The 25,182-nt window shown below is 53.8% G+C and carries 22 protein-coding genes; 9 read left to right on the forward strand and 13 right to left on the reverse strand.

Annotation, left to right across the window (positions count from 1 at the left end; genetic code table 11):
* Nucleotides 1–6: 6 nt before the first annotated feature.
* Nucleotides 7–321, forward strand: coding sequence for a hypothetical protein (locus EZJ44_RS08835; protein ID WP_206661875.1), 315 nt, complete (start codon nt 7–9; stop codon nt 319–321).
* A 111-nt stretch (nt 322–432) separates the two neighbouring features.
* On the opposite strand, the gene EZJ44_RS07255 is transcribed toward EZJ44_RS08835, so the two are convergent.
* The 10 genes from EZJ44_RS07255 to purB form a co-directional block, all read right to left on the reverse strand.
* A complete protein-coding gene (locus EZJ44_RS07255) occupies nt 433–1,542 on the reverse strand; it encodes an App1 family protein (protein WP_131281820.1) in 1,110 nt (369 codons plus the stop codon).
* A gap of 85 nt (nt 1,543–1,627) precedes the next feature.
* On the reverse strand, nt 1,628–2,383 hold the full coding sequence (locus EZJ44_RS07260) for a GntR family transcriptional regulator (RefSeq protein WP_131281822.1): 756 nt from the start codon (nt 2,381–2,383) through the stop codon (nt 1,628–1,630).
* A gap of 147 nt (nt 2,384–2,530) precedes the next feature.
* A complete protein-coding gene (locus EZJ44_RS07265) occupies nt 2,531–3,553 on the reverse strand; it encodes a LacI family DNA-binding transcriptional regulator (protein WP_131281824.1) in 1,023 nt (340 codons plus the stop codon).
* 130 nt (nt 3,554–3,683) lie between these two features.
* On the reverse strand, nt 3,684–5,825 hold the full coding sequence (locus EZJ44_RS07270; protein ID WP_131281826.1) for a beta-glucosidase: 2,142 nt from the start codon (nt 5,823–5,825) through the stop codon (nt 3,684–3,686).
* A gap of 316 nt (nt 5,826–6,141) precedes the next feature.
* Nucleotides 6,142–7,821, reverse strand: a complete 1,680-nt coding sequence (pgm, locus tag EZJ44_RS07275) for a phosphoglucomutase (alpha-D-glucose-1,6-bisphosphate-dependent) (RefSeq protein WP_131281828.1) — start codon at nt 7,819–7,821, stop codon at nt 6,142–6,144.
* Nucleotides 7,822–8,037: 216 nt separating this feature from the next.
* Nucleotides 8,038–10,767 (reverse strand): lysylphosphatidylglycerol synthase transmembrane domain-containing protein, encoded by a 2,730-nt coding sequence (locus EZJ44_RS07280; RefSeq protein ID WP_131281830.1) that lies wholly within the window; start codon nt 10,765–10,767, stop codon nt 8,038–8,040.
* 118 nt (nt 10,768–10,885) lie between these two features.
* Nucleotides 10,886–13,396, reverse strand: a complete 2,511-nt coding sequence (locus EZJ44_RS07285; RefSeq protein WP_131281832.1) for a heavy metal translocating P-type ATPase — start codon at nt 13,394–13,396, stop codon at nt 10,886–10,888.
* Between the two features lie 15 nt (nt 13,397–13,411).
* Complete coding sequence (locus EZJ44_RS07290; protein ID WP_131281834.1) at nt 13,412–13,642, reverse strand: heavy-metal-associated domain-containing protein; 231 nt, start codon at nt 13,640–13,642, stop codon at nt 13,412–13,414.
* Nucleotides 13,643–13,695: 53 nt separating this feature from the next.
* Entirely contained in the window at nt 13,696–14,406 is a 711-nt protein-coding gene (locus tag EZJ44_RS07295) for a DedA family protein (RefSeq protein WP_241658633.1), read from the reverse strand.
* Nucleotides 14,407–14,463: 57 nt separating this feature from the next.
* Entirely contained in the window at nt 14,464–15,885 is a 1,422-nt protein-coding gene (purB, locus tag EZJ44_RS07300; RefSeq protein ID WP_131281836.1) for an adenylosuccinate lyase, read from the reverse strand.
* A 153-nt stretch (nt 15,886–16,038) separates the two neighbouring features.
* Here purB and EZJ44_RS07305 point away from each other — a divergent pair, with 153 nt between their 5' ends.
* The 3 genes from EZJ44_RS07305 to EZJ44_RS07315 all read left to right on the forward strand — a co-directional run bounded on the left by EZJ44_RS07305 (nt 16,039) and on the right by EZJ44_RS07315 (nt 20,295).
* Nucleotides 16,039–17,133 carry a histidinol-phosphate transaminase gene (locus EZJ44_RS07305; protein ID WP_131281838.1) on the forward strand — a complete coding sequence of 365 codons (1,095 nt, stop codon included), beginning with the start codon at nt 16,039–16,041 and terminating at the stop codon, nt 17,131–17,133.
* A 166-nt stretch (nt 17,134–17,299) separates the two neighbouring features.
* Nucleotides 17,300–18,052, forward strand: coding sequence for a type I 3-dehydroquinate dehydratase (gene aroD / locus EZJ44_RS07310; protein WP_131281840.1), 753 nt, complete (start codon nt 17,300–17,302; stop codon nt 18,050–18,052).
* Nucleotides 18,053–18,318: 266 nt separating this feature from the next.
* On the forward strand, nt 18,319–20,295 hold the full coding sequence (locus EZJ44_RS07315; protein ID WP_131281842.1) for an acyltransferase family protein: 1,977 nt from the start codon (nt 18,319–18,321) through the stop codon (nt 20,293–20,295).
* Here EZJ44_RS07315 and EZJ44_RS07320 read toward each other — a convergent pair.
* The 3 genes from EZJ44_RS07320 to EZJ44_RS07330 all read right to left on the reverse strand — a co-directional run bounded on the left by EZJ44_RS07320 (nt 20,267) and on the right by EZJ44_RS07330 (nt 23,771).
* On the reverse strand, nt 20,267–22,096 hold the full coding sequence (locus tag EZJ44_RS07320; protein ID WP_241658634.1) for a TRC40/GET3/ArsA family transport-energizing ATPase: 1,830 nt from the start codon (nt 22,094–22,096) through the stop codon (nt 20,267–20,269). The genes EZJ44_RS07315 and EZJ44_RS07320 overlap by 29 nt on opposite strands.
* Entirely contained in the window at nt 22,084–22,512 is a 429-nt protein-coding gene (gene arsD / locus EZJ44_RS07325) for an arsenite efflux transporter metallochaperone ArsD (RefSeq protein ID WP_131281844.1), read from the reverse strand. The genes EZJ44_RS07320 and arsD overlap by 13 nt, the downstream gene beginning before the upstream one ends.
* Nucleotides 22,513–22,691: 179 nt before the next feature.
* The gene (locus EZJ44_RS07330; protein ID WP_131281846.1) at nt 22,692–23,771 is read right to left on the reverse strand and encodes a CobW C-terminal domain-containing protein; all 1,080 of its coding nucleotides are present in this window, start codon (nt 23,769–23,771) and stop codon (nt 22,692–22,694) included.
* Between the two features lie 52 nt (nt 23,772–23,823).
* On the opposite strand from EZJ44_RS07330, the gene rpmB reads away from it, so the two are divergent.
* From rpmB to ykgO, 5 genes are all read left to right on the forward strand, one after another.
* Nucleotides 23,824–24,060, forward strand: a complete 237-nt coding sequence (rpmB, locus tag EZJ44_RS07335) for a 50S ribosomal protein L28 (RefSeq protein WP_131281848.1) — start codon at nt 23,824–23,826, stop codon at nt 24,058–24,060.
* Entirely contained in the window at nt 24,060–24,230 is a 171-nt protein-coding gene (gene rpmG, locus EZJ44_RS07340) for a 50S ribosomal protein L33 (RefSeq protein WP_131281850.1), read from the forward strand. The genes rpmB and rpmG overlap by 1 nt, the downstream gene beginning before the upstream one ends.
* A complete protein-coding gene (gene rpsN, locus EZJ44_RS07345; protein ID WP_131281852.1) occupies nt 24,230–24,535 on the forward strand; it encodes a 30S ribosomal protein S14 in 306 nt (101 codons plus the stop codon). The genes rpmG and rpsN overlap by 1 nt, the downstream gene beginning before the upstream one ends.
* A gap of 147 nt (nt 24,536–24,682) precedes the next feature.
* The gene (locus EZJ44_RS07350) at nt 24,683–24,934 is read left to right on the forward strand and encodes a type B 50S ribosomal protein L31 (RefSeq protein WP_131281855.1); all 252 of its coding nucleotides are present in this window, start codon (nt 24,683–24,685) and stop codon (nt 24,932–24,934) included.
* Nucleotides 24,934–25,056 (forward strand): type B 50S ribosomal protein L36, encoded by a 123-nt coding sequence (ykgO, locus tag EZJ44_RS07355; protein ID WP_124054563.1) that lies wholly within the window; start codon nt 24,934–24,936, stop codon nt 25,054–25,056. The genes EZJ44_RS07350 and ykgO overlap by 1 nt, the downstream gene beginning before the upstream one ends.
* The last annotated feature ends 126 nt before the right edge of the window (nt 25,057–25,182 follow it).

Below are 25,182 nucleotides of genomic sequence, written 5' to 3' on the forward strand. Positions count from 1 at the left end.
GTGATTATGGGATTTTTGAGAACCTTGACAGTAGCTGGCATTGGATATGTGCTCGGTGCACGTGCGGGACGCGAGCGATACGAGCAAATTAAGACGCAGGCATCCAAGGTCTGGAATTCGGCGAGCGTACAGTCTGGCCGTGAAAAGGCAAAAGAAACCGCCTCACAGACTTTTCAGCAAGCCTCAGACGCAGCAGCCCAGAAGGCAAAGGGAGCAGTTCAGTTTGCCTCCGAAATGGTGAAGGAAAAGGCTGCGGAGCTAAAGGATCGTTCGTCTGATTCGAACGAGCAACCAGAGATCAAGGTTGAACCGATCAAGTAATTGCGTGTCTAGCTGTGGAAATGAACAGCTAACTCAGTTTCGTGGCTGAACGACTCGTTCAGCTATGCTACTGAACTGCTAGTTCAACCAAGTCAACTGTGCATAAGACGGTCATGAGTGGAGATTTCGGAACTTTCCGAGCAGCTCATGGCCGTCTTTTCCGCGTATAACGGGCACGCCATGACGCTCAATATCCGAATCTTCACGCACACTCTCCGCCGGATCGGGAGTTCCGTGCGAAAGAACTTGCTCAACTGGATTGAGCTCGCGCAATGCAATCACATCAACTCGTGACGGATGCTCGCGGGCTAACTCGTCGTAGATAAGCGGATCGTGCTGGCCGTCGTCGCCCACTAGAGTCCATGTGATATTGGGGAACATAATGAGGAGATTTCGCAGTTGCGTCTTTTTATGTTCCTGACCAGAACGGAAAAGACCAGTAGGCGTTGGTCCCCAGTCGGTCATGAGGAGAGGGCCAACCGGAAAACGGAACGTGCTAAGGAAGATTTCCAGCGTAGAGAACGTATTCCACGCGCCCGTCGAGAGATAAAATACCGGAGCGTCGGGATGTCCGCTCAAAATATTTCGGTAGAAATTCGACATTCCAGCTACAGTTTTCCGCGAATTTGTGTGGACCACAAAAGAGTTCCAAGCAGCTAAAGCAGCTCGTGGAAGCCAAGTGACCATAATGGTATCGTCGATGTCTGATACAAGGCCTTTAGTTGCTGTTGGGGAAACAATCATTACTGGCGCTTTTACCGGCTCGCCAGCAGCAGGGATAAGTTCCACTTCGTGCCAGCCGGGAGTGAGTCCGTGATTCTCCACAAGCAGATCTACGTAACCATTTCGGTCTGTTCGGGTTTCGATGCGCTTCTCTCCAACGGTAACCGTGACCGGCAAAAACCCAACCTGTGTGGTAAAAAATTGCCGCCAGCCCCGCTGTGCTTCGGCACCTGCTTCGATGGCCAGCTCGGCAATATCCCGAACAGTATTTATCGCAGGGCTTCGTAGTGAGGACATCTGCAGATTGCGTAAATCAAAGAGAGGCTGACGTTCGTTCGGCTCTGCCATCAGGGCGCGCGCCAAAATTTTCACTGCCGTGGTAGAGCCATAACCAGTGAATGGAATGATCTGTGGTAGCCAGCCGCGCTGGCGCCACTTAACTATTCCGCGTCGGTTAATATTTTCTTCGATTGATCGGGCAATATCTGCGATAGCCATATCAATATCCTACGTCGTGGGAATAACGCTGCGGTATTTGGCAGAGATTTTATGCGCTGAGCGCAGTAGCGACGTGGACGGTGGTTTATGATGCTGGTAGCTCGGAAAATACAGTGGACTCATATTGGTAACGGTCGCCCCGATAAGAGTGGTACCCCCACTCCACAATCTTCCCTTCGGCGTCGAAAGCAGTGCGCTCAATCGTAAGGATCGGATCGCGAGTGGTGATACCCAAGAGCCGCGCAACCGCGCGTTTGGGGCGTTGCGCGCCAACACTTTGCCGTGTGGACGCGATAGTGATTCCAAGCTGCTGTAAATGTTGATACAGACCCACGGTAAGCAGTTGATCTGGACTTGGCGCGAACTGGAACGGAAGCCAGTTGTAGAGAATCGCTACGGGTACGCCGTCTTTCAACCGTAAACGTTCGAGCTCAAGTACATCGGATCCAATCGGGCATTCCAAGCGTCGCGCGATTGTTTCATCAGCCTGCCATTTTTGGTAGCGCAAGATTTGCGTATCGGAAACGCTACCTGCACGTCGAATGTCGTTGAATAACGACGACGGCTCCTGGAGTCTGTGTCGAGGTTTAGGTGCCACAACGGTACCGAAGCCCCGGCGTCGTAATAAAAGACCCTGATCAACGAGAGTTTGTAAGGCATGGCGGGCGGTAGGACGAGACACTCGTAGCCGTGCGGCAAGGGAAAGCTCATTTTCGATCAAAGTACCCGGAGCGAGCTCACCGGCGATGATTGCCTGCTGGATTGGATAAGAAATTTGCTCATGGAGGGGCACGTCAAGGCTACGATCAAGCGAAATAGGAGGTTTCCACGCCTGTGCCATGTCTGTGCTCCGTCTTGTTTATGATGAATTGTGTGTGGCGGTTTTCGTCTCGCGTTTAGGTGAAGCTCACGCAGCGAATATTTGCTCGAGCTTCGCTAGACCGTGCTTTCTCAGGTCAGTTTCTTACAGCATACGTGATTTAAGGTGTTACAGCATACGCGATTCGAGTGGAACTTGCGCTCGCGGTCCGGTGCTTTGGCGCTGAACGAAATCTGTTGGTACTGTGATCACGCGCCGATCTCGCCGCGAACGGTTATCAGCTTGCCAAATTAACGAAAGAGCAGCTTGTTCACCAATCTCGTAGCTTCCCGAGGAGAGCGATGACAGTTCCGGCTCGGCAATCGTGCAGGTGATTGAATTGTCAATTCCTATCACGGATACGTCGCGCGGAATATTAAAGCCCTTATTGGCGGCAGCTTTCATGAAACCGCAGGCCATAAGGTCGTTATATGCTAAGACGGCGGAGGTTGGGTTTGTGAACCACTCGTCAGCTGCGCGTTGTCCGCCGTCGAAATCTGGAGTGTAGTTTTGGGTGCGGATCAGTGTGATGCCGGCTTCCACTGTCTTTGCCTGAGCTGCTCGCCAACGCATGGCATTTGCCCACGAAAGTTCGGGACCGCTTAGGTAGGTCAATTTTCGGTGGCCGAGGCTCGCCAAGTGCTCGCAGATTTGCCCGATGCCGTGGGAAGTATCGGGTACCACGCAAGTGTGGCCCTCAGAGTATCGGTGCAGCAGAACGAGAGGGCGCGTCTTTTCAATTTTCAAGATTGATGCAGGTGATAGCCGTGAAGCGGCAAGTGCAATTCCGTCTACTGTGTCGAGAATATGCATCACTGATCTACGTTCGAGCGCCTCATTTTCTTGGGAATTGAGGATAATCACCGAGTAATTATTCTTCGTGGCTGTGGACTGAAAGCCCGCAAGCATTGAGGCATACACAGGGTTAGAGAGATCGGCGAGCACGAATGCGAGCGTTCGATTCTCTTCGCGCTGGTCAGAGTAGGAAGCTCCCACCGTATGGAAGCCGAGCTTGCGCGCCACGTCAAAGATATGGGCGGAAGTATCGGCGCTCACGCGCCCCGGATTGGAAAAAGCGCGCGAAACTGTTGATGGAGAAACCTTAGCTTCTCGGGCAACATCGTAGATCGTTACTCGCTTAGGTTTCGACATATTTCGCACCGCCCTCCTGAGAATTCCTGAGTTTTGTGAGCGCCTGAAAATTCTGGGTGTGCGGGACGCCTAAGCTGTTGGCGTCCCGCACACCCTGGGATTGAGCCCCTGTGAAATCTACTTTACGTGCTTACAGGTCAATCGTGGTGACTAATGGCGTATTTTCGGACGAATTGCCTACATAAATCGAGTATTCGCCTGGCACAGTCACGAAGTCGTCTGCGTTACGATCCCAGACGCCGAATGGGTGCGACGACGCGCCAAGATCGAGCGTGATCGTCACCCGTTGCGTTTGACCAGCAGGTAAATAAACGCGCTGGAATCCAACGAGTCGCTTTGGCGGTTGCCCTGCCACTGGAATACCGAGGTAAACCTGTACGACTTCGGCGCCCGCGCGTCGTCCCGTATTCGTAACGTTCACCGTGACGCTAACCTTGCCACTAGCTGCGGCTCCGGTGCGAACGTCGTCGGTGGTGACGTCGAGATGCGAGATGTCGAACGTGGTGTAAGACAGACCGAATCCAAACTCAAACATTGGCTTGATGTGCTGGGATTGATGCCAGCGGTAGCCCATATTGAGACCTTCGGAGTAGCGCATGACTGGGTAACCAGCGCCTTCATCAACGCCTGGATAGCGCGAAGGATCTCCTGCCACGCAGGTATCGTTTTCAGAGGCTGGATAGCTAATCGGAAGTTTGGCAGACGGGTTCACCGAGCCAAAGAGCACGTCGGCTACTGCGTGTCCGTCCTCTTCACCCTGATTGAAGCACTCGAGGATGGAGCTCACTTTATCGCGCCATGGCATCATGATCGGATCGCCGTCTTTGAGCACGAGAACAGTGCGCGGATTAATTCCGAGAAGCGCATCGAGCATCTCATTTTGGCGCTTGGGAAGATTTGCGTCTTTTTGGTCTTTTCCTTCGGTGGTGATCAGACCTGCCATCACCACAACGGTGTCAGCGGCTGCAACGGCATCACGCGCTTCGTCGAGGTTGCTCATATCGTCGGCAACGGTGAATACTTCCACCTTATTTGCTGCACCGAGTTCTTCGAGCACGTCAATCATGCCTTCGCGTGGTGGTACTTCGTAAAGCGGGATCACCTGAGAGGAACCGCCGCCGCAGTTGGCAATATTATTCGCAAAATCGTCAATTCCAACAATGAGAATATTTCCGGCGCTAGCTGGGTCGAGCGGAAGCAAAGGCTCGTTCCCAAGTTCTGCAACGGCGTCGTTCTTCAACAAAACAATCACGCGAGCTGCGGCTTCACGGGCAAACGCTCCGCCTGCTTCGGCGTCAATTGGTGTCATCTCGTGCACGTTGTCAAACTGCCCAAACTTGAACATCTGGGTGTAACGGCGAATGAGGGCGCGATCGATCGTCTTTTCTTCCAAAATGCATTGATCGAGTGCATGCTGGATATTTTCCATGTTCATCCAGTTGTGATCTGGCATTTCGTGATCCAAGCCCGCATTGAGCGACTGCGCAGTGGAACGGACCGCCCAAAAATCAGACTGCACGTACCCAGTGAATCCCCAGTCCTCGCGCAGAACTTTGGTGAGCAGCCAGTAGTTTTCGCATCCGTATGTGCCATTGAGACGCTGGTAGGAGCCCATGAGGCAGCCCACTTCGCCGTCTTTTACGGTCATTTCAAAGGGAAGCAGGTAGAGCTCGCGCATCACGTTCTCATCGCACTGCACGTCGTAGCGGAAGCGCTGCTCTTCTTCATCGTTGAGCGCGAAGTGTTTGGCTTCGGCGATAATTCCCTGGTCTTGGATACCCCGAGTGACATTCACGCCCATAACACCTGAGAGATATGGATCTTCGGAGAAGTATTCGAAATTGCGCCCGCCGGTGATGATTCGGGCAAGGCACATGCCAGGGCCTTCGAGCAAGTGTTGGCCAAGCGCACGTGTTTCAGTGCCGGCGAGTTCGCCATATCGGTAGGCGAGTTCAGGATCGAAGGTTGCTGCTAATCCGAGTGTAGCAGGGAGCGCTGTTGCAGGTGGTGACGGTGTGCCGTCGCCCATTCCTACGCCAACCGGTCCATTCGTGATATTGAAGCGCGGAATCCCGAGTTCTTCAACTGGATCAGCGTGACGCCAAATACGCAGCTGGTTGATTTCTGGATCGTCAATATCCAGCTTGTACGGGTTGATGGTTTGCATCGCGCCACCAAGCTGATCAACCTTCTGCTCGAGCGTCATTTCAGACACCAAGAGGCGTGCGCGCTCAGCCGGTTCGAGTGAGGTATTTTCCCAAGGACGGGTCATGTGAACTCCTTTTGTGCATCCTTGCAGGGGAGGATTTCTGCCTTATTTTTCTAATCTAGGCAGAATTCCCTGCTTGTGTAGTTAATTGCCAAAAGTTGCCACGCCTCGTATTTTGCGGGGTTGTGGGGCTGGCTGTGCGGCGGGGTTGTGCCGCGCGTGAAAAACGCTGCCCTAACTTAAGCGCTGGTTTGGTTATCGCACATATATAGCGCGATAACTCAAGAATCGCCTAAGTTAGGGCGCGATTCCGCTAAGCACAATGCCGTCGGGCATGGTTTTCACCTGTCTCGCATGGAACTGTCGCTCGACACCAAGCTCACCCACCCAGCGCAGCGCTCACCACTTTCTTGGCCTCTTCTTGAACCTGCGCCAGATGCTCAGCGCCTTTGAAAGACTCAGCGTAGATCTTGTAAACATCCTCAGTTCCGGATGGACGTGCAGCAAACCAAGCATTTTCAGTGGTCACTTTCAATCCGCCCAGTGGTGCATCATTGCCAGGCGCCCGCACCAGCCGCGCAGTGATCGGCTCGCCAGCAAGCTCCGTAGCAGTCACATCATCTGGAGAGAGCGCGCCAAGCTTGGCTTTCTCTTCTTTCGTGGCCGCAGCATCAATACGCGCATAGGCCGACTCGCCGTACTTCTCGGTGAGTTCGCGGTGCAATACCGAAGGGGTCTTACCCGTCACCGCGAGAATTTCAGCTGCTAGTAAGTCCATGACCAGGCCATCTTTATCGGTGGTCCATACAGTGCCATTCTTCCGCAAGAACGACGCACCTGCCGACTCTTCGCCGCCAAAACCGGTAGTGCCCGAAATGAGCCCTGGTACAAACCACTTGAATCCAACCGGCACTTCCACGAGCTTCTTGCCCATCCCAGCTACCACTCGGTCGATTAGCGACGACGAAACAAGCGTCTTGCCCACGGCGTCGGTATTCCACTGCTCACGATGGGTAAATAAGTATTGGATTGCGACGGCGAGGTAATGGTTCGGATTCATCAGCCCAGCATCTGGGGTAACGATACCGTGCCGATCTGCGTCGGCATCATTGCCGGTCGCAATATCAAACGGCGTATTTCCGTTGGCATCTTTTTCCATCCGCGCCAGCAACGATGCCATCGCGTAAGGCGAGGAGCAGTCCATACGGATCTTTCCGTCCCAGTCCAGCGTCATGAAACGCCAGGTAGGATCCACGTCAGGATTGACGACGGTGAGGTCAATTCCGTACCGCTCGGCGATTGCTCCCCAGTACTGTGCGGAAGCGCCACCCATCGGGTCAGCGCCAATGCGCACACCGGCGTCGCGAATAACATCAAAATCGACGACGGACGCAAGGTCTTCAACGTACGACGAGAGGTAATCGTGGCCGCGCGTCGTCTCCGCCGCTACTGCCTGCTCAAACGGAATGCGCTTAACGTTCTTCCAGCCCTCACGAAGAATTTCATTGGCGCGAGCTGCAATAACGCTGGTGGCATCGGAGTCTGCTGGCCCACCGTGTGGAGGGTTGTACTTGAATCCGCCGTCCCGAGGTGGGTTGTGCGACGGCGTAATCACGATTCCATCGGCCAGCCCAGGGCCGTATGTGCGCACGCCTTCACTTTCGCCTGCGCCATTGGCTGTGAGAATTGCTAGCGACACGGCCGGCGTAGGCGTCCACGAGTGACGCGCATCGATGCGCACTTCAACGCCGTTAGCTGCTAGGACTTCGAGAGCCGTGCGTTCGGCAGGCTCAGAAAGTGCGTGGGTGTCGCGCCCGATATAGAGTGGGCCGTCAATTCCCTGGCTACGGCGATATTCAACGATTGCTTGAGTGGTAGCCACAATATGTGCTTCGTTGAAAGCACTGTCGAAAGCGCTTCCACGATGTCCCGAGGTTCCAAATACAACGGCCTGATTAGGATTATCGACATCAGGTTCGCGGTCGTAATATGCACTAACGAGTGCATCAACGTCAATAAGATCTTCTGATTGAGCAGGTTTGCCAGCGCGTTCGTTCATAGTCTTATTGTCTCATTGAAAGCCACCACGCGAAAGATTTGAGCAGTATGTGCGTGAAATTAAGGTGTTTTGGCTGTGTAGAGAGGTTTTAGTGGGCGTTGACGCCGGTGTGGTTGCGAATGCTGAGGCTATTGCGGAGCGGATGTGGTTGCGCTGCGCGATAGGCGGCCGACGCCGGTGGGGCACCTATGCCGGTTCGGTTGCGGTGCCGCGTGCTCAGATAATATTTTTCCGATCAGCGATGCGCAATGCCACCCAGCCGAGTGGCACACGTCCCCAGAATGTGAAGAGTCGGTAAAGCACAGCAGTGGAGAAAGCCACCGAATAAGGAATTCCAGCAATCGCCAATCCGCCGGTCAACGCAGCTTCAACTGGTCCGATACCACCAGGGGAGGGAACTGCCGAACCCACTGAGTTAGCAACCAGATAGGTAACCGCCAAGGTGACGATCGGTAGTTCGTATCCGAAGGATTTGAGGGCAAAACCGAAGCACAAGACGAATGCGGCGCTCATAATTACTGAGCCAACCAACCCAAGCAAGATGCGTTGGGGGTGGGTGCCGAGCCAGACCATGCGCGGCCACACTTGCTCTAAGGAAGGTTTGATCTTCGCCCAAATCCATGCGCGTAGCTTCGGAATTAACAGGAGAGTTCCGATCACAACTAGCACAATACCGATCACAGTGAGTGTGGGTGCAGAAGGTGCCGAGAATGAGGTGATTTGGCCGGACACTAGCGTGAGCACGAAGAGCAGCAGCAATGTGGTGACCAACTGCGCTAGCTGTACCAAGGAAACGGTAGCCAGTGCCGCCGTCGTCGCCACTCCGCGCTTTTGTAAGAAACGCAAGTTCAGCGCCGCAGGACCAATTCCGGCGGGTGCCACCAAAGTGACAACCGATGCGGCAACCTGTACGAGAATCGAATCACGCAATGGCAAACGCTCGGGCGTGTAGGCTTTGAGCGTGATACCAGCGCCAATGTAGGTAACGAGACCAGCAATAAACGAAGAAACCATCCATACCACAGAGGCTTCTTGAATAGCTGCGGAAACGTCCTCGAAATTCATCGATCCGAGCAGCAGGTAAACTGCCACCACGCCGATTGTTACCGTCACGATCGTCTTGATCGAGAAGCGACGCAAAGCCACTGGTTCTGCTGAACTTGTTTCCGGAACTTCGAGCTGGAGCGCATCGCGTAGCTCCTGATACTTTTTGTTCCCTTTGAAAGCTTCGCGGGTTTGGCTTGGCATGATTGTGCGTTGCAAAAATGGAGCGAGGGCCACAATCTGATCGAGTGGAATTGAGCGTTTTAGTGAAGCAACAGCCCGTTGGACTCCAAAAACACTCGCAAACATCGATACCGTTTGGGCGAGATCGATTCGCCGTGCGGTATCGGGCGCGTTGATTGAACCAGATTGCCATGCGCGCAGCTGTAGGCCTTGACCGGTAACCGTGACGTGGTTAGATTCGATACTTCCGTGGCATAACCCCTGCTGGTGGGCGTGTAAGAGGTCAGCCCAAAATGCATCAAGATGAGCGTCGGTAACAGTTTCAGCCGTTTCCTGCGAAAGTGCCGGATCGGAAATCGCGCGGTTCACCACCAAAATTGACGATTCATTTCCGCTGGTAGACCAAAAACGCTCCGGGGCGATTCCAGCGCGTTCGGTGCTCAGGATCATGAGCGTCATTTGTTCGGCGGCTTCAGCCAGAGTTTGTGGACGACGCCGGAATGCCAGCTTTAGCCGCAATCTTTCCCATATATCTTCGAGCAGGCCGAGGATTTTTTGGTCTTCGTCGAGCACAAGCACATGAAACTTTTCGCCCCGAATATCAGTGGCGATGTAGTTGCGTGACACTTCGTTCGATGATGCGTAAGTGTAGTTCTTACACGCAGATTCACGTAGCGAGTGGGCATCGATATGAGGGGCGTCCGAGATACTATCGGCTGCTTGGAGGGTTTCGGCGGCGGATACGATATGCTGCGCATCTATCTCAGCTGTGTGTGTGGATTGAGCTGCTGAATTGCTGAGTGTTCCGGTGTGAATCGCGTTTGGTTCATTCGCGGCCTCCGCAGTTTCGCTTGAGACGATGCTCGTGAGGAACTTGCGTAGCTGTGCGAGTCCTTGCAGGTCAGAGTATCCGATGGGGGCGGTGGTGATCACGTTCCAGGCTTTGATTTCTTCATCTTTGGGAAGCTCATCAACACGCACGAGTTCAACGAGGTCAATTTGTGCTCGTCGCGCCAGATCTACCAGTGATTTTCCCGTGGCACGATCAGGTTCGGAACCGATCATCCAACGAGTGAACATGCCGGCAGACATTCCAAGCGAAACAGTAATGAGTGCGCCCGTTATAGTCTGTTGGCCTTGCAGCACCGAGAATACCAGCACCGCACCGAGCAGCCACCAGCCAATTCGTACGATTTGTGAACGATTGCTTGAGCCCATCACGGTGAGAAAAGCGCAAATCACCGACACGTACGGCAACAGGGAAATAAACGACTGAATCGTGAGGGCTTCAACGTATTGGCTGGTAAATACAGATTGCGGCCACCAGCGTTCGGCAACCATCGAGATAATTTGCGCGATTCCTACCGCAATCAGCGCCGCCAGAAGGGCAGTGCCAATCGTGCGCCACCGGCGTCGTAATAAGGTAAAGCCGAAAAGAAAGGCTGGTAGAACGAAAGAAACGAGGCCCTCGAGTACGTTAATAGGCACGAGCAGCACGGTTTGGATAACGTCCGACGTTGCAGTGCGCACGTCCGATGTGACAGCGAGCGTGGTTGTTTGGGCGTAGACCGCGAGAAATCCAGAAAAAACGGTGAAGAGAAGCGCAAATATTGCTCCAACGAGGTCTGCCGGATGGCGTACCCACTGCTGAGGAGCGTCTACTAAGACCACAGTTCGGCGCGGTCCGAGTGGGGTTTGCGTACTTAATTCGTCGTTCACTCAGCTTATTTTACTTGGATAGCGGCAAAATATCTGTATCGCAGGGCTTGTTTTGTTGATCCGTTGCGTTGCGAGCGATGAGGTACGCCGAGGGCAGTTTGATTATCGTGCGGTTTGATTATCGCGCGGCGGAGCGCAGCCGTAGCGAGTTGAGCACCACGATCACGGAAGACGACGCCATCGCCGCAGCCGCAAGACCAGGCAAAATAATTCCGGCAATGGCTGCTGGAATCGCAATCAAGTTGTAGCCAAATGCCCAAGCAAGATTTTGCTTGATGATGGCGAGCGTGCGTTGGGATACGCGAATAGCTGCGGGAACTGCACGAATGTCGCCATGCATGATCGTAATACTCGACGCCGCCTGTGCCACATCGGCTCCTGAGCCTAGTGCGATGGAAAGATCGGCAGCCGCAAGAGCAGCGGCGTCATTCACTCCATCGCCAACCATAGCAACACGTTTCCCTTGCGCTTGGATGTCCTTGACGATGCGAAGTTTGTCTTGCGGTGAGACGTTTCCTTGACCGGAAATATTGAGCTCAGCGGCGATTGACTCCACGACTTGCATAGAATCTCCGCTTGCGATTAACGGAGTAATACCGAGGTTGAGCAGGTCTTTAATCGCCTCCTGTGCTTCTGGACGCAGCACATCGCGGATATTGATGACGCCGATAGCCTGCGAATCTAGGGCGAGCACAATGCTCGTTTCGCCGCGTTCGTTAGCGGATTCCACTTTTTCGGCTACTGCGTGGGTATCAACTTCCTGTTCGTTGAGCCATGCAATGCTTCCAGCTCGAAGAGTGTGTGTATCAGCGCTGGTTACGGTATGCGTGCCGGATGCGGTGACAAGATGTGCAATGGTTGAGGAGGCAGAATCTTCTTGAGGTTTTAACGTTACATCAGCGCTCACCCCACCACCTGCATGGGCGCGGAATGTGCTTGCCTGCAGCGATACGGTCGGGTGTGATGGTGTGGGTGCGGCGTCGGGCAACTGATAGCGCACGATTGCTTGCGCCAACGGGTGCTCAGAATATTTTTCTAAAGCTTGAGCAAGGGTCAACACATCGCGTTCATCGAATGTGTCAGTGCATGCTTGCACGCTCGTGACCGTCATGACGCCGGTGGTGAGCGTACCAGTTTTATCAAGCACCATCGCGTCCACTGCGTGTGCCGTTTCCAAAATTTCTGCGCCACGGATCAAAATTCCACGTTGCGAAGCGGCGCCTGATCCCACTAAAAGCGCGGTTGGAGTGGCTAAACCGAGTGCACACGGGCAAGCCACAACGAGCACAGTAATTGCACAGGCCAGCGCCATGCCGAGCGGATTGCCAAATACAAAAATTCGCACAAGTAGCGTTATCAGAGCGATTATCAGCACGCCCGGAACAAAAACGGCTGAGATGCGGTCCGCAAGATTTTGAATCTGGGCTTTGCCGGTTTGTGCTTCCGTGAGCAGCCTGCCCATTTGCTGCAATGTAGTTTCTGCACCTACGCGGGTGGCACGCACAACGAGCGAACCTGAGGTGTTGAGCGTAGCTCCGGTGACGGCGTCGCCCTCACAAACCTCAACCGGCACCGATTCGCCGGTGAGAAGCGAAGCCTCAATACCTGAGTGGCCCTCTACCACCACGCCATCGGTGGCGATTTTCTCGCCTGGTTTCACGAGGAAGCAATCGCCTACCTGCAGTTCTTCCACGTCACGCACGGAGTCTACCGTCTCTCCCGAGGCGCGACGAAGGATATGAACGCGCTTGGCACCCAGCTCAAGGAGCGAGTGGAGGGCGTCGCGGGCAGTGCGACGAGAGCGTGCCTCGAGCCAGCGCCCGAGCAGAAGGAAGCTCACAATCATTGCCGCCGACTCGAAATAAAGATGTGGCTGCTTGGCATGCATGAGTCCGTGGATACCGCTCATGTGCATGGTGTAGCCCAACGTGCCAGCTCCACCAAAAACAAGCGCCCAGATAGACCACAGCATCGAGGCGAGCACACCTAACGACACCAGCGTATCCATCGTGGACGAACCATGCCGGGCAGCCCGCAGTGCCGCTCGATGGAACGGATAGCCACCCCAGCACGCTACCGGCAAGCTCAGCGCAAATACCACCCACTGCCAGCCAAGAAACTGCAAACTGGGAAACATCGACAGCGCCACAATCGGAACTGTGAGCAGGGAAGACGTGCCAAAACGGCGTCGTAAATCCGCAATGCGATTGGCGTTAGCGCGCTGCGTGGCCTCCTCGTAGGCGGCCATGTTTTGCGCATGAGTTGAATGTTGTTCACCCGGGGCGTCGAATACAGTTCTTTGCAGTACGTGCGCTGAATATCCCGCTTTTTGCACCACGGCAACGAGATCGTCGTCGGTCACGTCGCGCGCACTTTCGGCGATGCTCACCCGCGCTCTCTCGGTAGCGAGATTGACGACGGCGTTCACACCTGCGAGTTTGTTGAGCTTCTTTTCGACTCGCGCCACGCACGAAGCGCAGGTCATGCCGGCTACGGAGAGATCGACTTCGGCGTAAGGCTGGTCGTGATCGGCCTCAGTGCTATGATCAGCTGCCACGACGCGACTAGCTGCAGCGTCATGATCTGGTGCGTCATGCCGAGAAAAAGGGGAATCGCTGCCCGCTTGCATGATTTGTGGCGGTTTCTAGCGGATAATTTCTTCCACCGTGTAGTTGCCGGCCTCACTCACTGCCTCGCGCAGATCGGCATCTGAAATATCGGAATCGGTAATCACAATTACGGTGGAAATGCCCTGAGCCTCGAGCTCAACCATCACATTAGACACTCCGCTGAGTTCGGTGAGTTCGTCTGTAACGTGTTGAGCGCAGTGTCCGCACGTCATTCCAGAAACTTTAAGTTCAATATTGGATGGCATGGTATTCCCTTTCGATTGATAAGCAGGCCTGGTAGTTCAAGCAGGCCCAGTAGCTAGCGTTCGACGCCAGTACCGTGCGTTTCGCTCTTGTTGCGGCGAATTTTGAGCACGATCCACACGACGATCGCAAGAACTACGATTGCAGCAACGATCTTAGTGAGAATCCCGATGTAGTCCTCAACCAGACTCCAATTTTCGCCAAGCGCATATCCGGCATAGATCAATGCAGTGTTCCAAATTGCCGAGCCCACTGTTGTGAACAGCAAAAAGAGTGGCATATTCATTTTGACTACGCCCGCTGGCAAGGAAATCAAAGAACGGAAAATTGGGAGCATTCGCCCAAAAAACACCGTTGATCGGTTGTGCTTGTTGAAGAATGCCTCAGTCTTATCGATATCCGACGTGTCGAAAAGCGGGAGCTTGGCCATAATTGCACGGGTGCGCTCGCGCCCGATCCAGCGAGCAGCGCCATAGAGCAAAACTGCGCCCACCACAGATCCCAAGGTTGCCCAAATAATTGCCGCTACGATGCCGAATTGAGTGCCTTGCGAGGCTGTAAATCCAGCGAGCGGCAAAATTACTTCCGAGGGAATCGGCGGAAAGAGGTTTTCAGCGGCAATGAGCAGGGCGATTCCGATACCACCAAGTGATTCCATGATCGATACAGTCCATGCCGCCACACCTGAAAGATCTTGGGTGGACGTACTCGACTGGGCAAGAATTGGATTGACCTGCACCAACATGTTGAGGAAAGGAGAAAACATAGCGCGCCTTAAGTGCTCAGGAAAGAATTGGGCGTGGCTGCGCCATGCGACCCAGCCTTATTTCAAAAAATTTACCAGTTGTGATGCGAGTCCGGTGTAGCTACTCGGTGTGAGTTTGAGTAAACGTTCCTCCACATCGGCAGGCATGCCCAGCTCTCGAATAAATTCGCGCATGTCTTGCTCAGTAACTTGACGCCCACGCGTCAGTTCCTTAAGCCTTTCGTAAGGATTTCCCATTCCGGTTGCGCCGGCGATTGCAGCTGCGCGCATAGCCTGCTGAATTGGCTCGCCGAGCACTTCCCACGAGTTGTTCAGATCGCTCTCGAGACGTTCGGGATCGACGTCGAGACCTGCAACTCCGCGTTGGAGATTGTCGAGCGCCAGCAGGGAGTGACCGAAAGCTACACCGATATTGCGTTGCGTGGTGGAATCGGTGAGGTCGCGTTGCATGCGCGAAGTTACCAAAGTGGCAGAGAGGGAATCGAACAGAGCACACGAGATTTCCATATTGGCTTCGGCATTTTCAAAGCGAATTGGATTCACTTTGTGTGGCATCGTTGAGGAGCCTGTTGAGCCCTGAGCAGCGAGATTTTGCTTGAAATAGCCGAGGGAAATGTAGGTCCAAAAATCAGTGGCAAGATTGTGTGCAATCCGGTTGAAACGTGCAACGTCCGCAAATAGCTCCGCCATCCAATCGTGCGACTCAATCTGGGTGGTGAGCGGATTCCACGTTAGGCCCAAACCGGTAACGAAAGCTTCAGACAACGCCGGCCAATCGGCGTCGGGAATCGCGGCAAGGTGAGCGCCAAAGGTGCCGGTAGCGCCGTTGATCTTGCCGAGAAACTCGGCATTTTCGATCCGTTTTAGCTGGCGGCGCAGGCGGAACGCAAGCACAGCAACCTCTTTACCCAAGGTGCTTGGCGTGGCAGTCTGGCCGTGCGTGCGTGAAAGCATGGGCTGATCTGCTTGGCCGTGAGCGAGTTCAGAAAGCTGAGCCACGAACTTCTGTGCCTGCGGCAGCCAAACCTGGTGGACAGCGTCGCGCACTGTGACTGCGTAGGCGAGGTTGTTGATGTCCTCCGATGTGCAGAAAATATGCACGATTTCGTGTAGGTCGCCTAGCGAAGTTTCGCCAAGGGTGTCCGCCGCCTGGTCAAGACGCCGTTTGAGATAGTATTCCACTGCCTTGACGTCGTGTTTTGTTTCGTTTTCGATCTCTTTGAGTTCGGTGATGTCGGCGGCGCCAAACTTGGCCACGATTGCCCGCAAGTATTCGATTTCCTGCTCAGAGAGCCGCGGCGCACCGGGAAGCACACCATTGTTAGTGAGGAAAATCAGCCATTCAATTTCCACGTGCACACGTGCGCGGTTGAGCGCCGCTTCGGAAAGGTGGTTGGTGAGTGGAGCTACTGATGCGCGGTAGCGTCCGTCGAGTGGTCCGAGAGCAATGGGTGGTTCTATCTGAGCAAAATCTTCCATATTTCTATTGTTCCATGATGTCTGGACTGAGCCGGCGGCATTGCGAGTGGTGGACGCTACTATCTCAAAAAGTGAGCAAAACTGATCAAAAGTGAACAGCTGAGTTTTGTCGCACCTCTTTCACAATTCGTGCAAAGTGGGCATTATTAGATTATGGAATTTGCTGCGAGTCCGTTTGAGTCGTTTTTTCGTCCCGAAATTTATGATCTTCCTGCTTATGTAGCAGGAAAAAGAGCATGTGAGTCGGGCGTTATTAAGCTTGCCTCCAACGAATCGCCTTTTCCTACCTTGCCGGCTGTGCAAGCAGCGATTCAAGCTCATCTCGGAGATGTAAATCGCTATCCCGATATGGCTAACAGTCTCCTTACCAGCAAGATCGCCCAGTTCCATCAGCTCGACGAATCGTATGTGACGATCTCCAACGGTTCAGTGGCGCTCATTGAAAAGATCCTCAGCGCGATATGCACGCCAAATTCGCAGGTAGTTCTGCCGTGGCGATCCTTTGAAGCCTATCCCATCGCGGTGAGTATGGCGGGCGCGCAGGCAGTTAAAGTGCCCTTGCGTGCCGACGGCAATCCAGACCTAGTAGCGATGCTTGGAGAAATAAACGCTCGCACCCGTGCCATTATCGTCTGTACGCCAAATAACCCAACGTCGTCGGCTCTTAACCACACGGAACTGCGCGATTTCCTCCTCCAGGTTCCGCCACACATACCCGTTTTGCTCGACGAAGCCTACGTGGAATATGTGGAGATGGACGACGCCGTGCGTGGTGTTGAGCTGGTAAAAGAGTGTGCGAATGTGATTTCTTTGCGCACTTTTTCAAAGGCGTACGGTTTGGCAGGTTTGCGCTGCGGTTACGCTTTGGCTCAGCCGCATATCAGCCAAATCCTGCTCAAATGCCTCACTCCATTTGGGACAAATACCTTGGCGCAGGTAGCTGCGGTAGCTGCACTGGATTCAGTTACCGAGGTGCGACGCCGGGTTGAGATTACGAAACAAGAGCGCGCGAACGTCGTCAACGCTTTGTGTGCGTTGGGCTGGCGCGGCGGAAGTCCGCAAGGAAATTTCGTATGGTTCAATTTGCGTGACGAAATTGATGGGGCTTCGCAAAGATTTACTGCGTTATGCGAGGACGAAGGGATCACTGTGCGCACTTTCCGAGGTGAGGGGAGTCGCGTGACGATCGCTGAGCCGGAAGGTTCATTGCGGTTAATTCGGGCTTATAGTGCATTTCGGCGGATTTGATTTCCCGAGAGCTGAAATACGCAGACACTATCGATGGTGGTTGTTAAGATGGAGCGTGCGGTAGCGAGATATTTGGTGCGATTTTGGCAACTTCTGAACATATATCGAGATGTTTGTGAAATCGCCCCAAGAAAACGAGAAGAAGGTCTGAAAACAGGTGGGTGCAATGATATTTGACGAATCGAAGAAGCCGTCGGTCATTGTGCCTTTGACTGGAACCACCACGCAAATGCTCATTGAGCAGGCGGAAGAGGCGCAAGCTGCTGGCGCGGATGTGATTGAGTGGCGGATCGATTTTATGATCGGTGCACACCACAATCTGTCCTTTACCTCGCTCGGCAGAGAGATTGTTGAACCGATTCTTGCCTGCACTACCGTGCCTTTGTTACTCACGATTCGCACGATGGAGCAAGGTGGCCAAGTCAAGCTTTCTGATGGGCGCTACCGGATTTTGCTCGCCGAGATGCTCGATACCTTGAATTACCTGCAAGTTCCGGCGGAGCGAATTGGAATTGATCTGGAATTCCGATTTGAAGGAACGCCTGCGCTGTGTGAGCGCGCCCAAGAGCTGGGCTACACGGTGGTGCTCTCGCACCATGACTGGAACGAAACTCCTCATCCCGACGTCATGTATCTGGTATTCGACGAGATGCTGGAGCTTCCCGGTGCCGTGCCGAAACTCGCCGTCACTCCCAACAGTGAAGACGATGTCGACGCCCTCCTGTGCACCGCACGCAAGGTGTCGCGGGAGCACGACCGCCCGATTATCGCTCTGTCGATGGGGGAGTTGGGCAAGCGCTCGCGGCTCGAAGGGTGGAAGTACGGCTCAATCGCCACCTTTGCAACGGTTGGTGAAGGATCAGCACCGGGCCAGCCGAGCATCGCAGAACTGCGGGCGGCGCTGGCAGATAGTCAATAGTGCCGAGGGTAGATCTGCGGCAATTGACGATTCGTGCCTGCTGGATTGCCGTTTCTAGCCAGCGGGTAAATAGTGAAAGCGACACGCGTATTGGGTATAAATAACAATTCGATTGCAATCTCTGTGCAAGGCAGTGATAGAGGTGTAGAGAATACCTAGGTAATCATGCTCAGGTATGAGGCAGGTTGCTCCTCAATCCGTTTAGAGAATGATGAGAGAATATTTCAGTGTTTTAGACTGAGAAGGTGGGAGGAAACAAGAGCAGCATGCAAATCCAGAAGCCTGAAAATAGCGCGATCTCACCGTCGCCAACTTTTCGTTTAGGTGGCCTTGACGGGCTGCGAGCAATAGCGTGTATCGCAGTATTGGTCTACCATACGTGGGCAACAATTTTGCCTGGTGGTTTTCTTGGCGTGGACGTGTTCTTCGTTCTTTCTGGTTTTCTTATTACTTCTCTCCTCGTAAAAGACCTCGAAAATTACGGAACGATCCGGATTGCTCGATTTTGGATGCGGCGTTGGCGTCGACTTTTCCCTGCTGTATTCACTGCAGTTTTCGTCACTGTTCCGATTGCGGCGCTTATCAACACTGACATTCTTGTGAAGCTACGCAGTCAAGTGCTGGGCGCTTTCACGTTCACGTACAACTGGGTGTCGATTGCTACCGGTTCGGAGTACTTTGAACAAGGCTCTCCGAATCTTCTCACGAATATGTGGACTCTTGCTGTTGAGCAGCAATTTTATATCCTGTGGCCCGTTATTATGATGGGTTTGTGGTGGCTCAATCGTTCGTTGCGGATTGCCTCGCCGCTGATTCTAGCTGCTGCTTCGCTTGGCTTGATGGCGTATTTAGTGGCTGGTGGCGCAGATGTAACGCGCGCATACATGGGTACCGATTCGCACGCCTTTGGCTTGATGATCGGTGCAGCAATTGCGATTATGGCTGGCTCTGTGCTTGAGCCGTCCGATGAGCAACGCCCACACGTACCTGCACAAATTATGGGCATACTCAGCGTTTTGGGTCTCGTAGGAGTATTTGCCTGTTTCGTTTTTGCAGACGAGCATATCTCAATCACTTACCCATGGGTGATGCTCATAGTTGCGGTGTGTACTGCGTTGATTTCCTTGGGGATGACGGCGCGGTACCAGCAAGCGGGGTCGGTTGCGTATCGTTTGCGTGCTTTTCTTGATTTACGACCTTTTACATGGATTGGGGAGCGCTCGTACGGTATTTACCTTTGGCATTGGCCAGTGGTGGTTATCTGGCAGACGGTATTTCCAGATGTGCACCCGGCGCTTACCACGCTCATTATCGGCGGAGTTTCGATCACTGCTGCAGCTCTGAGCTTTAAGTATGTGGAAAATCCGATGCGCTACAACGGAATCAATGCCACGTTGCGGCAGTGGTTTGGTGTATTATGCACTCAAGTTTCGACGATGCGCCAGTCAAACGACGGTGATTCCTCAGTGCTGACGAAGAAATGGTTTGCAGCAATGCGGCTTTTTGCAGCGGTGTTGTGTTCCTCCCTCTTTGTATACGCCTTGGTAGCAGCGCCTGTGGAATCGGAAGTCGAAGCGGGGTTCCAGAAGAGTGAACAAGCCTCGCAGCAGAATGGGAATGGCGCAAACGGGCAGGGTGCTCAACAAGGCGGGGTACAAAATGGCGGTCAACAAGGTGGCGCAGCAGCTCAACCGGATAAAGACGCCGTCACTAAAGCCGAAGCAATTGTGACAGGCGAGCATATCACGGTGCTCGGTGACTCTGTGATTGCCATGGTGGATCCAGTGATGGCGAATAAGTGGCCCGGTATCGTTGTAGACGGAGAGAAAAACCGTTCCCAACATTCAATTTCTCCGCTAATTCAGCAACATCTGGCAGATAATACGCTGCGCCACTATGTAGTGATTGGTGTGGCTAACAACGGTACTATCCGCGATTCAGACATTGATCGCTGGTTGCAAGAAATTGGCCCGGATCGCGTGCTTGTGCTGATTACGGGGCATGGGACTGCCCGTACTACCTGGATTCCAGAGTCGAATGCGGCAATTGCTCGCGCTAAAGAGCGTTACCCTCAGCAAGTGACGATAGCTGACTGGTACACGATTGTGGAACAGAACCCAGACGCCGTCTACCGCGATCGCACTCACCCAAATCCGGATGGAAATCCGCTGTTCGTGGCTGAGGTTGAGAAGGCTCTCAACGAGGGATCGAAGCTTACGCCGTCGGTTGAAGCGAAGAAATAACTACGCAACGCTCGGACTGCGCCTGAACGCTTGCGATAGCCTGCGTTTCTGCCTCGGCTCGTTGCATGAGTAACGGCGAGCGTGGATTGGCTGCCGATAGCGAATTGTTCACTGCCCACGCCCACGGATAAATCTGTGCCCGCGCCAAATCTTCCACGAGTTGCTGCGCTTCTAAGATAGGTGTGCGCTCGGGAAGCGTGACGATAATGACCCTCGTGAGGTCAGGGTTTTGAAGGCGCGTGAGGGCTGTGGCTTCCGAGTCTGTAGTTTTTCCTGCTTGGCGCGTTATCTCACGATGATAGGAGCCGGTGGCATCCACGAGAAGCAAGGTGTGGCCGGTAGGAGCAGTATCGAGCACCACGAACTGTGTTTCGGCAAGTTTGACGACGTCGGAAAACTCGTTGAAAACGGCAATTTCTTCGGTACAAGGGCTACGGAGATCTTCTTCGAGCGCTGCTTTGCCGGCGGCGTCGAGGTGTGCACCCTTAGTTTCAAGAACATCGCGGCGATACCGCTCGGTGGCTTCATGTGGGTCAATGGCGCGAACGCTGAGATTTGGCAGGTCAGAGCTCACCGCGGCGTCAATATGAGCTGCCGGATCGGTGGTTGAGAGAAGCACTTCGTGCCCACGCTGTGCCAGAGCCAGCGCTATTGCACTCGCCAGAGTGGTTTTGCCAACCCCACCTTTGCCCATCGTAATCACGAGGCCATGTTGGTTAGGCTCGAGCTCGTCAATCAGTGTGCTTAGTGATTCTTGAAGCTGAGGTGATTGCGACAGGGTTGATCGCGAAAGGTTCGACGGCGGTGTTGTTCCGTCGTCACGCGATATTGCTGCGTCCTCAGGTGACGTTGCGGCGTCATGCAGAGTTGTTACGGCCTCTTGCGGCACACAATGTGGTGCAGTCCCGTGTGCAAGCAGCTCGCGGAGCATATCGACGCCGATCATATTCTGTTCTTGGAGAGGAAGCACATCCATGTCCAGCTTGTTTAAGACGTCGGGCAAGGAATTGAGAACGCCCTGTTCAGAGCGGAATATATCGCGGTACAGGGGATCGTTTTGTGATTCGGGATCGCAGCTTGGATCTGGAAGTACAGCGTTGATTATCAGATTACTTGGCTCAATGTCGAGTGCTTTGAGCTCATGGAATGTGCGTTCTACTTCATCAATAGTTGGCTGTTGAGCACGCGCTACCAGCACGATGCGGGTCTGTTGAGGGTCTTTGAGAGCTTGCAGTGCCTGCCGGTATGTTGACCGATGCTTGTCTAATCCGCTCATAGGACCGAGGCATGATGTATCACCTTTTCCAACATCAAGGTAATTACTCCAATCGCCTGGGAGTTGGAGCAGGCGGATTGTGTGTCCGGTAGGGGCGGTATCAAAAATAATGTGATCGTATTGCTCGGTGCTTTCGTCGCCCGCAAGCAAGGAAGTGAACTCGTTAAATGAAGCAATTTCGGTGGTACAAGAGCCAGAAAGCTGTTCAGTAATCGCATCAATTTCGCGCTGCGGGAGGAATGAGCGCACTGGAGCCAAAATGCGCTCGCGATATGCTTGCGCAGCGACTTGTGGGTTGATGTCGATTGCGTCAAGATTCGCCACACTGCGAATGGGAGTAGGGGTTGAACCGATTTGTGTCTCTAAGGCGTGTCCGATATTGCTCGCAGGATCGGTGGATACGAGCAGCACACGTTTGCCAGAATCTGCCAAGTGAACAGCGGTTGCGCAGGCAATAGAAGTCTTACCAACGCCACCTTTTCCCGTGAAGAAAAGGTGGCGTGGAGGTTTGTTTAGGAGCAGCAAGATTCTCCTCCACAGCACGTATCGCCGGCTTTGGAAGTGGGCTGTATGAGTGGCAGTGCCTGTGCCGAGGGCGTATCAGCACAGCACGGTGATTCGGAATTGGCCGCCGAGTCTGCACACCCTGCCCATTCACACAACTCTGCGCGGCTTGGATAACGTCCGGTAGCGACAGTTACGCCATCTACCAATGTGAGCGGCAGACCTTCAGATCCAACTGATTGCATGAAAGCAATGACTGCAGGATCTTCACCAAATTTCATCGGATCAGTGGCGAGATTGGCTCGGGCAATATCCACGCCTTTTGCTTCGAGTGCTTTCACATCTGCTGTGAAGGTTACGAGAGCTTCGTCGATATCGGTGCCGCATACGCCGGTATTGCAGCACAAAGCGGGTTCATAGATACGAATAACGGCCACGTCGTCTCCTTAAAATATCTGGTTACTGCTAGTAGCAGCTGCGCTTTGTAGACGCAAGCGCGTTAGAGCTCCCGCGTTGTGAACGCTGCTCACAAATGAGCGCAGGTAGTACACAGAATACAGGATTGACGTCGGATATGCTCCGCGGGTTTTGGTGGAGCTTAGTCCCGAACGGGCGTTTACTCCCCGAACCAAGCACCCAATCCGTCGTCGGCACCTACCCAGGCGTAAGCGTCGTCGTGATTGTCGATGAGAATCGCGTGGAAAGCTTTTTCGATCTTTTCGCACACGTCAGGGTTTCCGACGCCGGTGACGATCAGGTGGCAGCGTGGCGATAGTGGCGCAGAGTCCTCAGTAACGTACAGCTCAGACCATTTTCCGGCGTCGCCTACACTCACGACGCCGCCGATAGCTTCCCACGAACAGATACGGTCGGGACGCGAGGGGAGCCAAAAACAGCCGCGTGCGCAAACATTCTCGCCGGCGAGGTCGGCCACCATATCGCGCAGGCGCTCAGGATGGAAAGGGTTTTCGGAATAGAGATCAAGCGTCCACGTTCCGTGTGAATCGGGGCCGCCCCATGCTTGGGTAGTGGCTGGGTGAATGCGATCGACGCCGTCGGCGGGATCGTGCTCAATTTTGCGGATTTCGTCAAGAAGTGGCTTGTCGATGCCATTGAGGAGGAGCACATCGTGTGGGCGCAGGTGCTCGATCAATTCTTGTCCGAGCCCATTATCAGGGCCAACAGTGAGGATAATATCGGCGTAGCCCAGGTTCATCATGTGTACTTCGGCAAGGCAGCGCTCGTCGCCTTCAAAAAGGTTGGCATTTACTTCGTGTAGTTCGCGGTGTCCGAGCAGGTCGTCGGTGGCGGTGGCCGAATCGATGATATGAGTGACGCCCATGAGTTTGATAGGTATTTCAGGGATTAATTCAAGTTCGGCGCTTAGACCAGGAACAAGATGGATGAGTTCTACTCCTGGTGGGAGTAGGAGTAAAGTTTCGGAGCTTGATGTCGTGCGGCGCAGCGTAAATTCGATGATAGCCGAGCGTAGTGCGCAAGTTGCGCAATCGCCGTCGATCGGAAACTCGTGAACCTCACTATCCTCGAAAGGTGAGAGACTTGCGAAACGGATGGTGGCGTCGTCGGTGAAAGCGCTGGTGAAAATGGAAGCGCCGTCGGCCGAGAAAATGAGCGCGGTAAGGTCGCGGATGCTTTCGTCGAGCGTCGAAATAATTCCGAGAGAATGCTGAGTCATTTTGGTCACTCCAAATTGCAAGTAATGAGAGTCGTTCTATATAGTGCCATGTATGACTACATATTGCCAAGTTACTGGGAAGAAGCCTTCCTTCGGGAATGCTGTATCACATTCCCACCGTAAAACCCGACGTCGCTGGGACCCGAACCTGCAAACAAAGCGGTACTTCGTGCCATCCTTGGGACGCACAATCAAGCTCACCGTATCGACAACCGGCATCAAGACCATCGACAAGCGTGGCATTGAATCGGTAGTGGCGGAAATGATCGCTCGAGGAGAGAAGTTCTGATGGCTGCCAAAGCAAAAGACATTCGACCAATTATCAAGCTGGTGTCCACCGCAGGCACCGGATACACCTACGTGACGCGCAAGAACCGCCGCAACAATCCAGAGCGCATGGTGCTTCGCAAATACGATCCAATGGTTCGTAAGCACGTTGAATTCAAGGAGTCGCGCTAATGGCTAAACGCTCAAAGATTGAGAAGAATAAGCGCCGTATCGCGATGGTAGAGCGTTACGCCGAAAAGCGTGCGCAGCTCAAAGTAGCAAGTGTGAATCCGCACCTGAGCGAAGAAGAGCGCGAAGCTGCTATGGCTGCGCTGCACCGCCTGCCGCGTGATGCTTCGCCTACCCGCGTGCGCAATCGCGATGTGGTGGACGGGCGTCCACGTGGTTACCTCCGTAAGGCGGGAATCTCGCGCGTGCGTTTCCGTGAGATGGCTTCGCGTGGAGAGCTTCCAGGAATTCGCAAGTCGTCGTGGTGAGGTAACACATCGACGTCGTCAAAACGGCTTGTGTTGGTGATAGGCAGTTCGGGCTGATGGCTGACAGCTTGTACTGGTGATAGACAACTTGTGCAAGCAATACACAGCTTGTGTTGATAATAATTGTCGGTGTAGAAAGAAAAAATTATGAAACCTAATATTCATCCGGATTACCATCCGGTAGTTTTCCGTGATCGCAGTGCAGATTTCGCGTTTTTGACCCGCTCAACGGCGACCTCTGACCGTACGATCGAGTGGGAAGATGGCAACACCTATCCGGTGATTGACGTGGAAGTTTCTTCGGAATCCCACCCATTCTGGACGGGCAAGGGCCGCATTGTTGACACCGCTGGACGTGTTGAGAAGTTCCAGCGCCGTTACGGGAAGAAAGGCAGCTGATGAAAGTACGTGCATCGTTAAAGTCGCTGGTCAATCAGCCAGGCGCACAGGTTGTTCGTCGCCGTGGCCGCATTTACGTGATTAACAAGCAAAATCCACGTATGAAAGGCCGTCAGGGCTGAGCAGGAGGGCTACCAGGGCTGAGCAGAGCGACTAGGTGGCCTGGCTGGGCTTTGGAAACAGCTTGGTTCGGCATGATTTTAAGTATCACTGAGCCGCGTTGACTAGATTTAATCAAATTGCTGGTG

The organism is Arcanobacterium bovis (genome assembly GCF_004331995.1).
Taxonomy (GTDB): Bacteria; Actinomycetota; Actinomycetes; order Actinomycetales; family Actinomycetaceae; genus Arcanobacterium_A; species Arcanobacterium_A bovis.

What these genes read in the sequence shown, in the direction of transcription:
- EZJ44_RS07270 (WP_131281826.1), bottom strand. Translation starts at nt 5,825, where the DNA reads ATGACCCGTCCTTGGGAAAATACCTCACTCGAACCGGCTGAGCGCGCA.
- EZJ44_RS07295 (WP_241658633.1), bottom strand. Translation starts at nt 14,406, where the DNA reads ATGTTTTCTCCTTTCCTCAACATGTTGGTGCAGGTCAATCCAATTCTT.
- EZJ44_RS07255 (WP_131281820.1), bottom strand. Translation starts at nt 1,542, where the DNA reads ATGGCTATCGCAGATATTGCCCGATCAATCGAAGAAAATATTAACCGA.
- rpmB (WP_131281848.1), top strand. Translation starts at nt 23,824, where the DNA reads ATGACTACATATTGCCAAGTTACTGGGAAGAAGCCTTCCTTCGGGAAT.
- pgm (WP_131281828.1), bottom strand. Translation starts at nt 7,821, where the DNA reads ATGAACGAACGCGCTGGCAAACCTGCTCAATCAGAAGATCTTATTGAC.
- ykgO (WP_124054563.1), top strand. Translation starts at nt 24,934, where the DNA reads ATGAAAGTACGTGCATCGTTAAAGTCGCTGGTCAATCAGCCAGGCGCA.
- rpsN (WP_131281852.1), top strand. Translation starts at nt 24,230, where the DNA reads ATGGCTAAACGCTCAAAGATTGAGAAGAATAAGCGCCGTATCGCGATG.
- EZJ44_RS07265 (WP_131281824.1), bottom strand. Translation starts at nt 3,553, where the DNA reads ATGTCGAAACCTAAGCGAGTAACGATCTACGATGTTGCCCGAGAAGCT.
- EZJ44_RS07290 (WP_131281834.1), bottom strand. Translation starts at nt 13,642, where the DNA reads ATGCCATCCAATATTGAACTTAAAGTTTCTGGAATGACGTGCGGACAC.
- EZJ44_RS07330 (WP_131281846.1), bottom strand. Translation starts at nt 23,771, where the DNA reads ATGACTCAGCATTCTCTCGGAATTATTTCGACGCTCGACGAAAGCATC.
- EZJ44_RS07305 (WP_131281838.1), top strand. Translation starts at nt 16,039, where the DNA reads ATGGAATTTGCTGCGAGTCCGTTTGAGTCGTTTTTTCGTCCCGAAATT.
- EZJ44_RS07285 (WP_131281832.1), bottom strand. Translation starts at nt 13,396, where the DNA reads ATGCAAGCGGGCAGCGATTCCCCTTTTTCTCGGCATGACGCACCAGAT.
- purB (WP_131281836.1), bottom strand. Translation starts at nt 15,885, where the DNA reads ATGGAAGATTTTGCTCAGATAGAACCACCCATTGCTCTCGGACCACTC.
- rpmG (WP_131281850.1), top strand. Translation starts at nt 24,060, where the DNA reads ATGGCTGCCAAAGCAAAAGACATTCGACCAATTATCAAGCTGGTGTCC.
- EZJ44_RS07260 (WP_131281822.1), bottom strand. Translation starts at nt 2,383, where the DNA reads ATGGCACAGGCGTGGAAACCTCCTATTTCGCTTGATCGTAGCCTTGAC.
- EZJ44_RS07350 (WP_131281855.1), top strand. Translation starts at nt 24,683, where the DNA reads ATGAAACCTAATATTCATCCGGATTACCATCCGGTAGTTTTCCGTGAT.
- EZJ44_RS07315 (WP_131281842.1), top strand. Translation starts at nt 18,319, where the DNA reads ATGCAAATCCAGAAGCCTGAAAATAGCGCGATCTCACCGTCGCCAACT.
- aroD (WP_131281840.1), top strand. Translation starts at nt 17,300, where the DNA reads ATGATATTTGACGAATCGAAGAAGCCGTCGGTCATTGTGCCTTTGACT.
- EZJ44_RS08835 (WP_206661875.1), top strand. Translation starts at nt 7, where the DNA reads ATGGGATTTTTGAGAACCTTGACAGTAGCTGGCATTGGATATGTGCTC.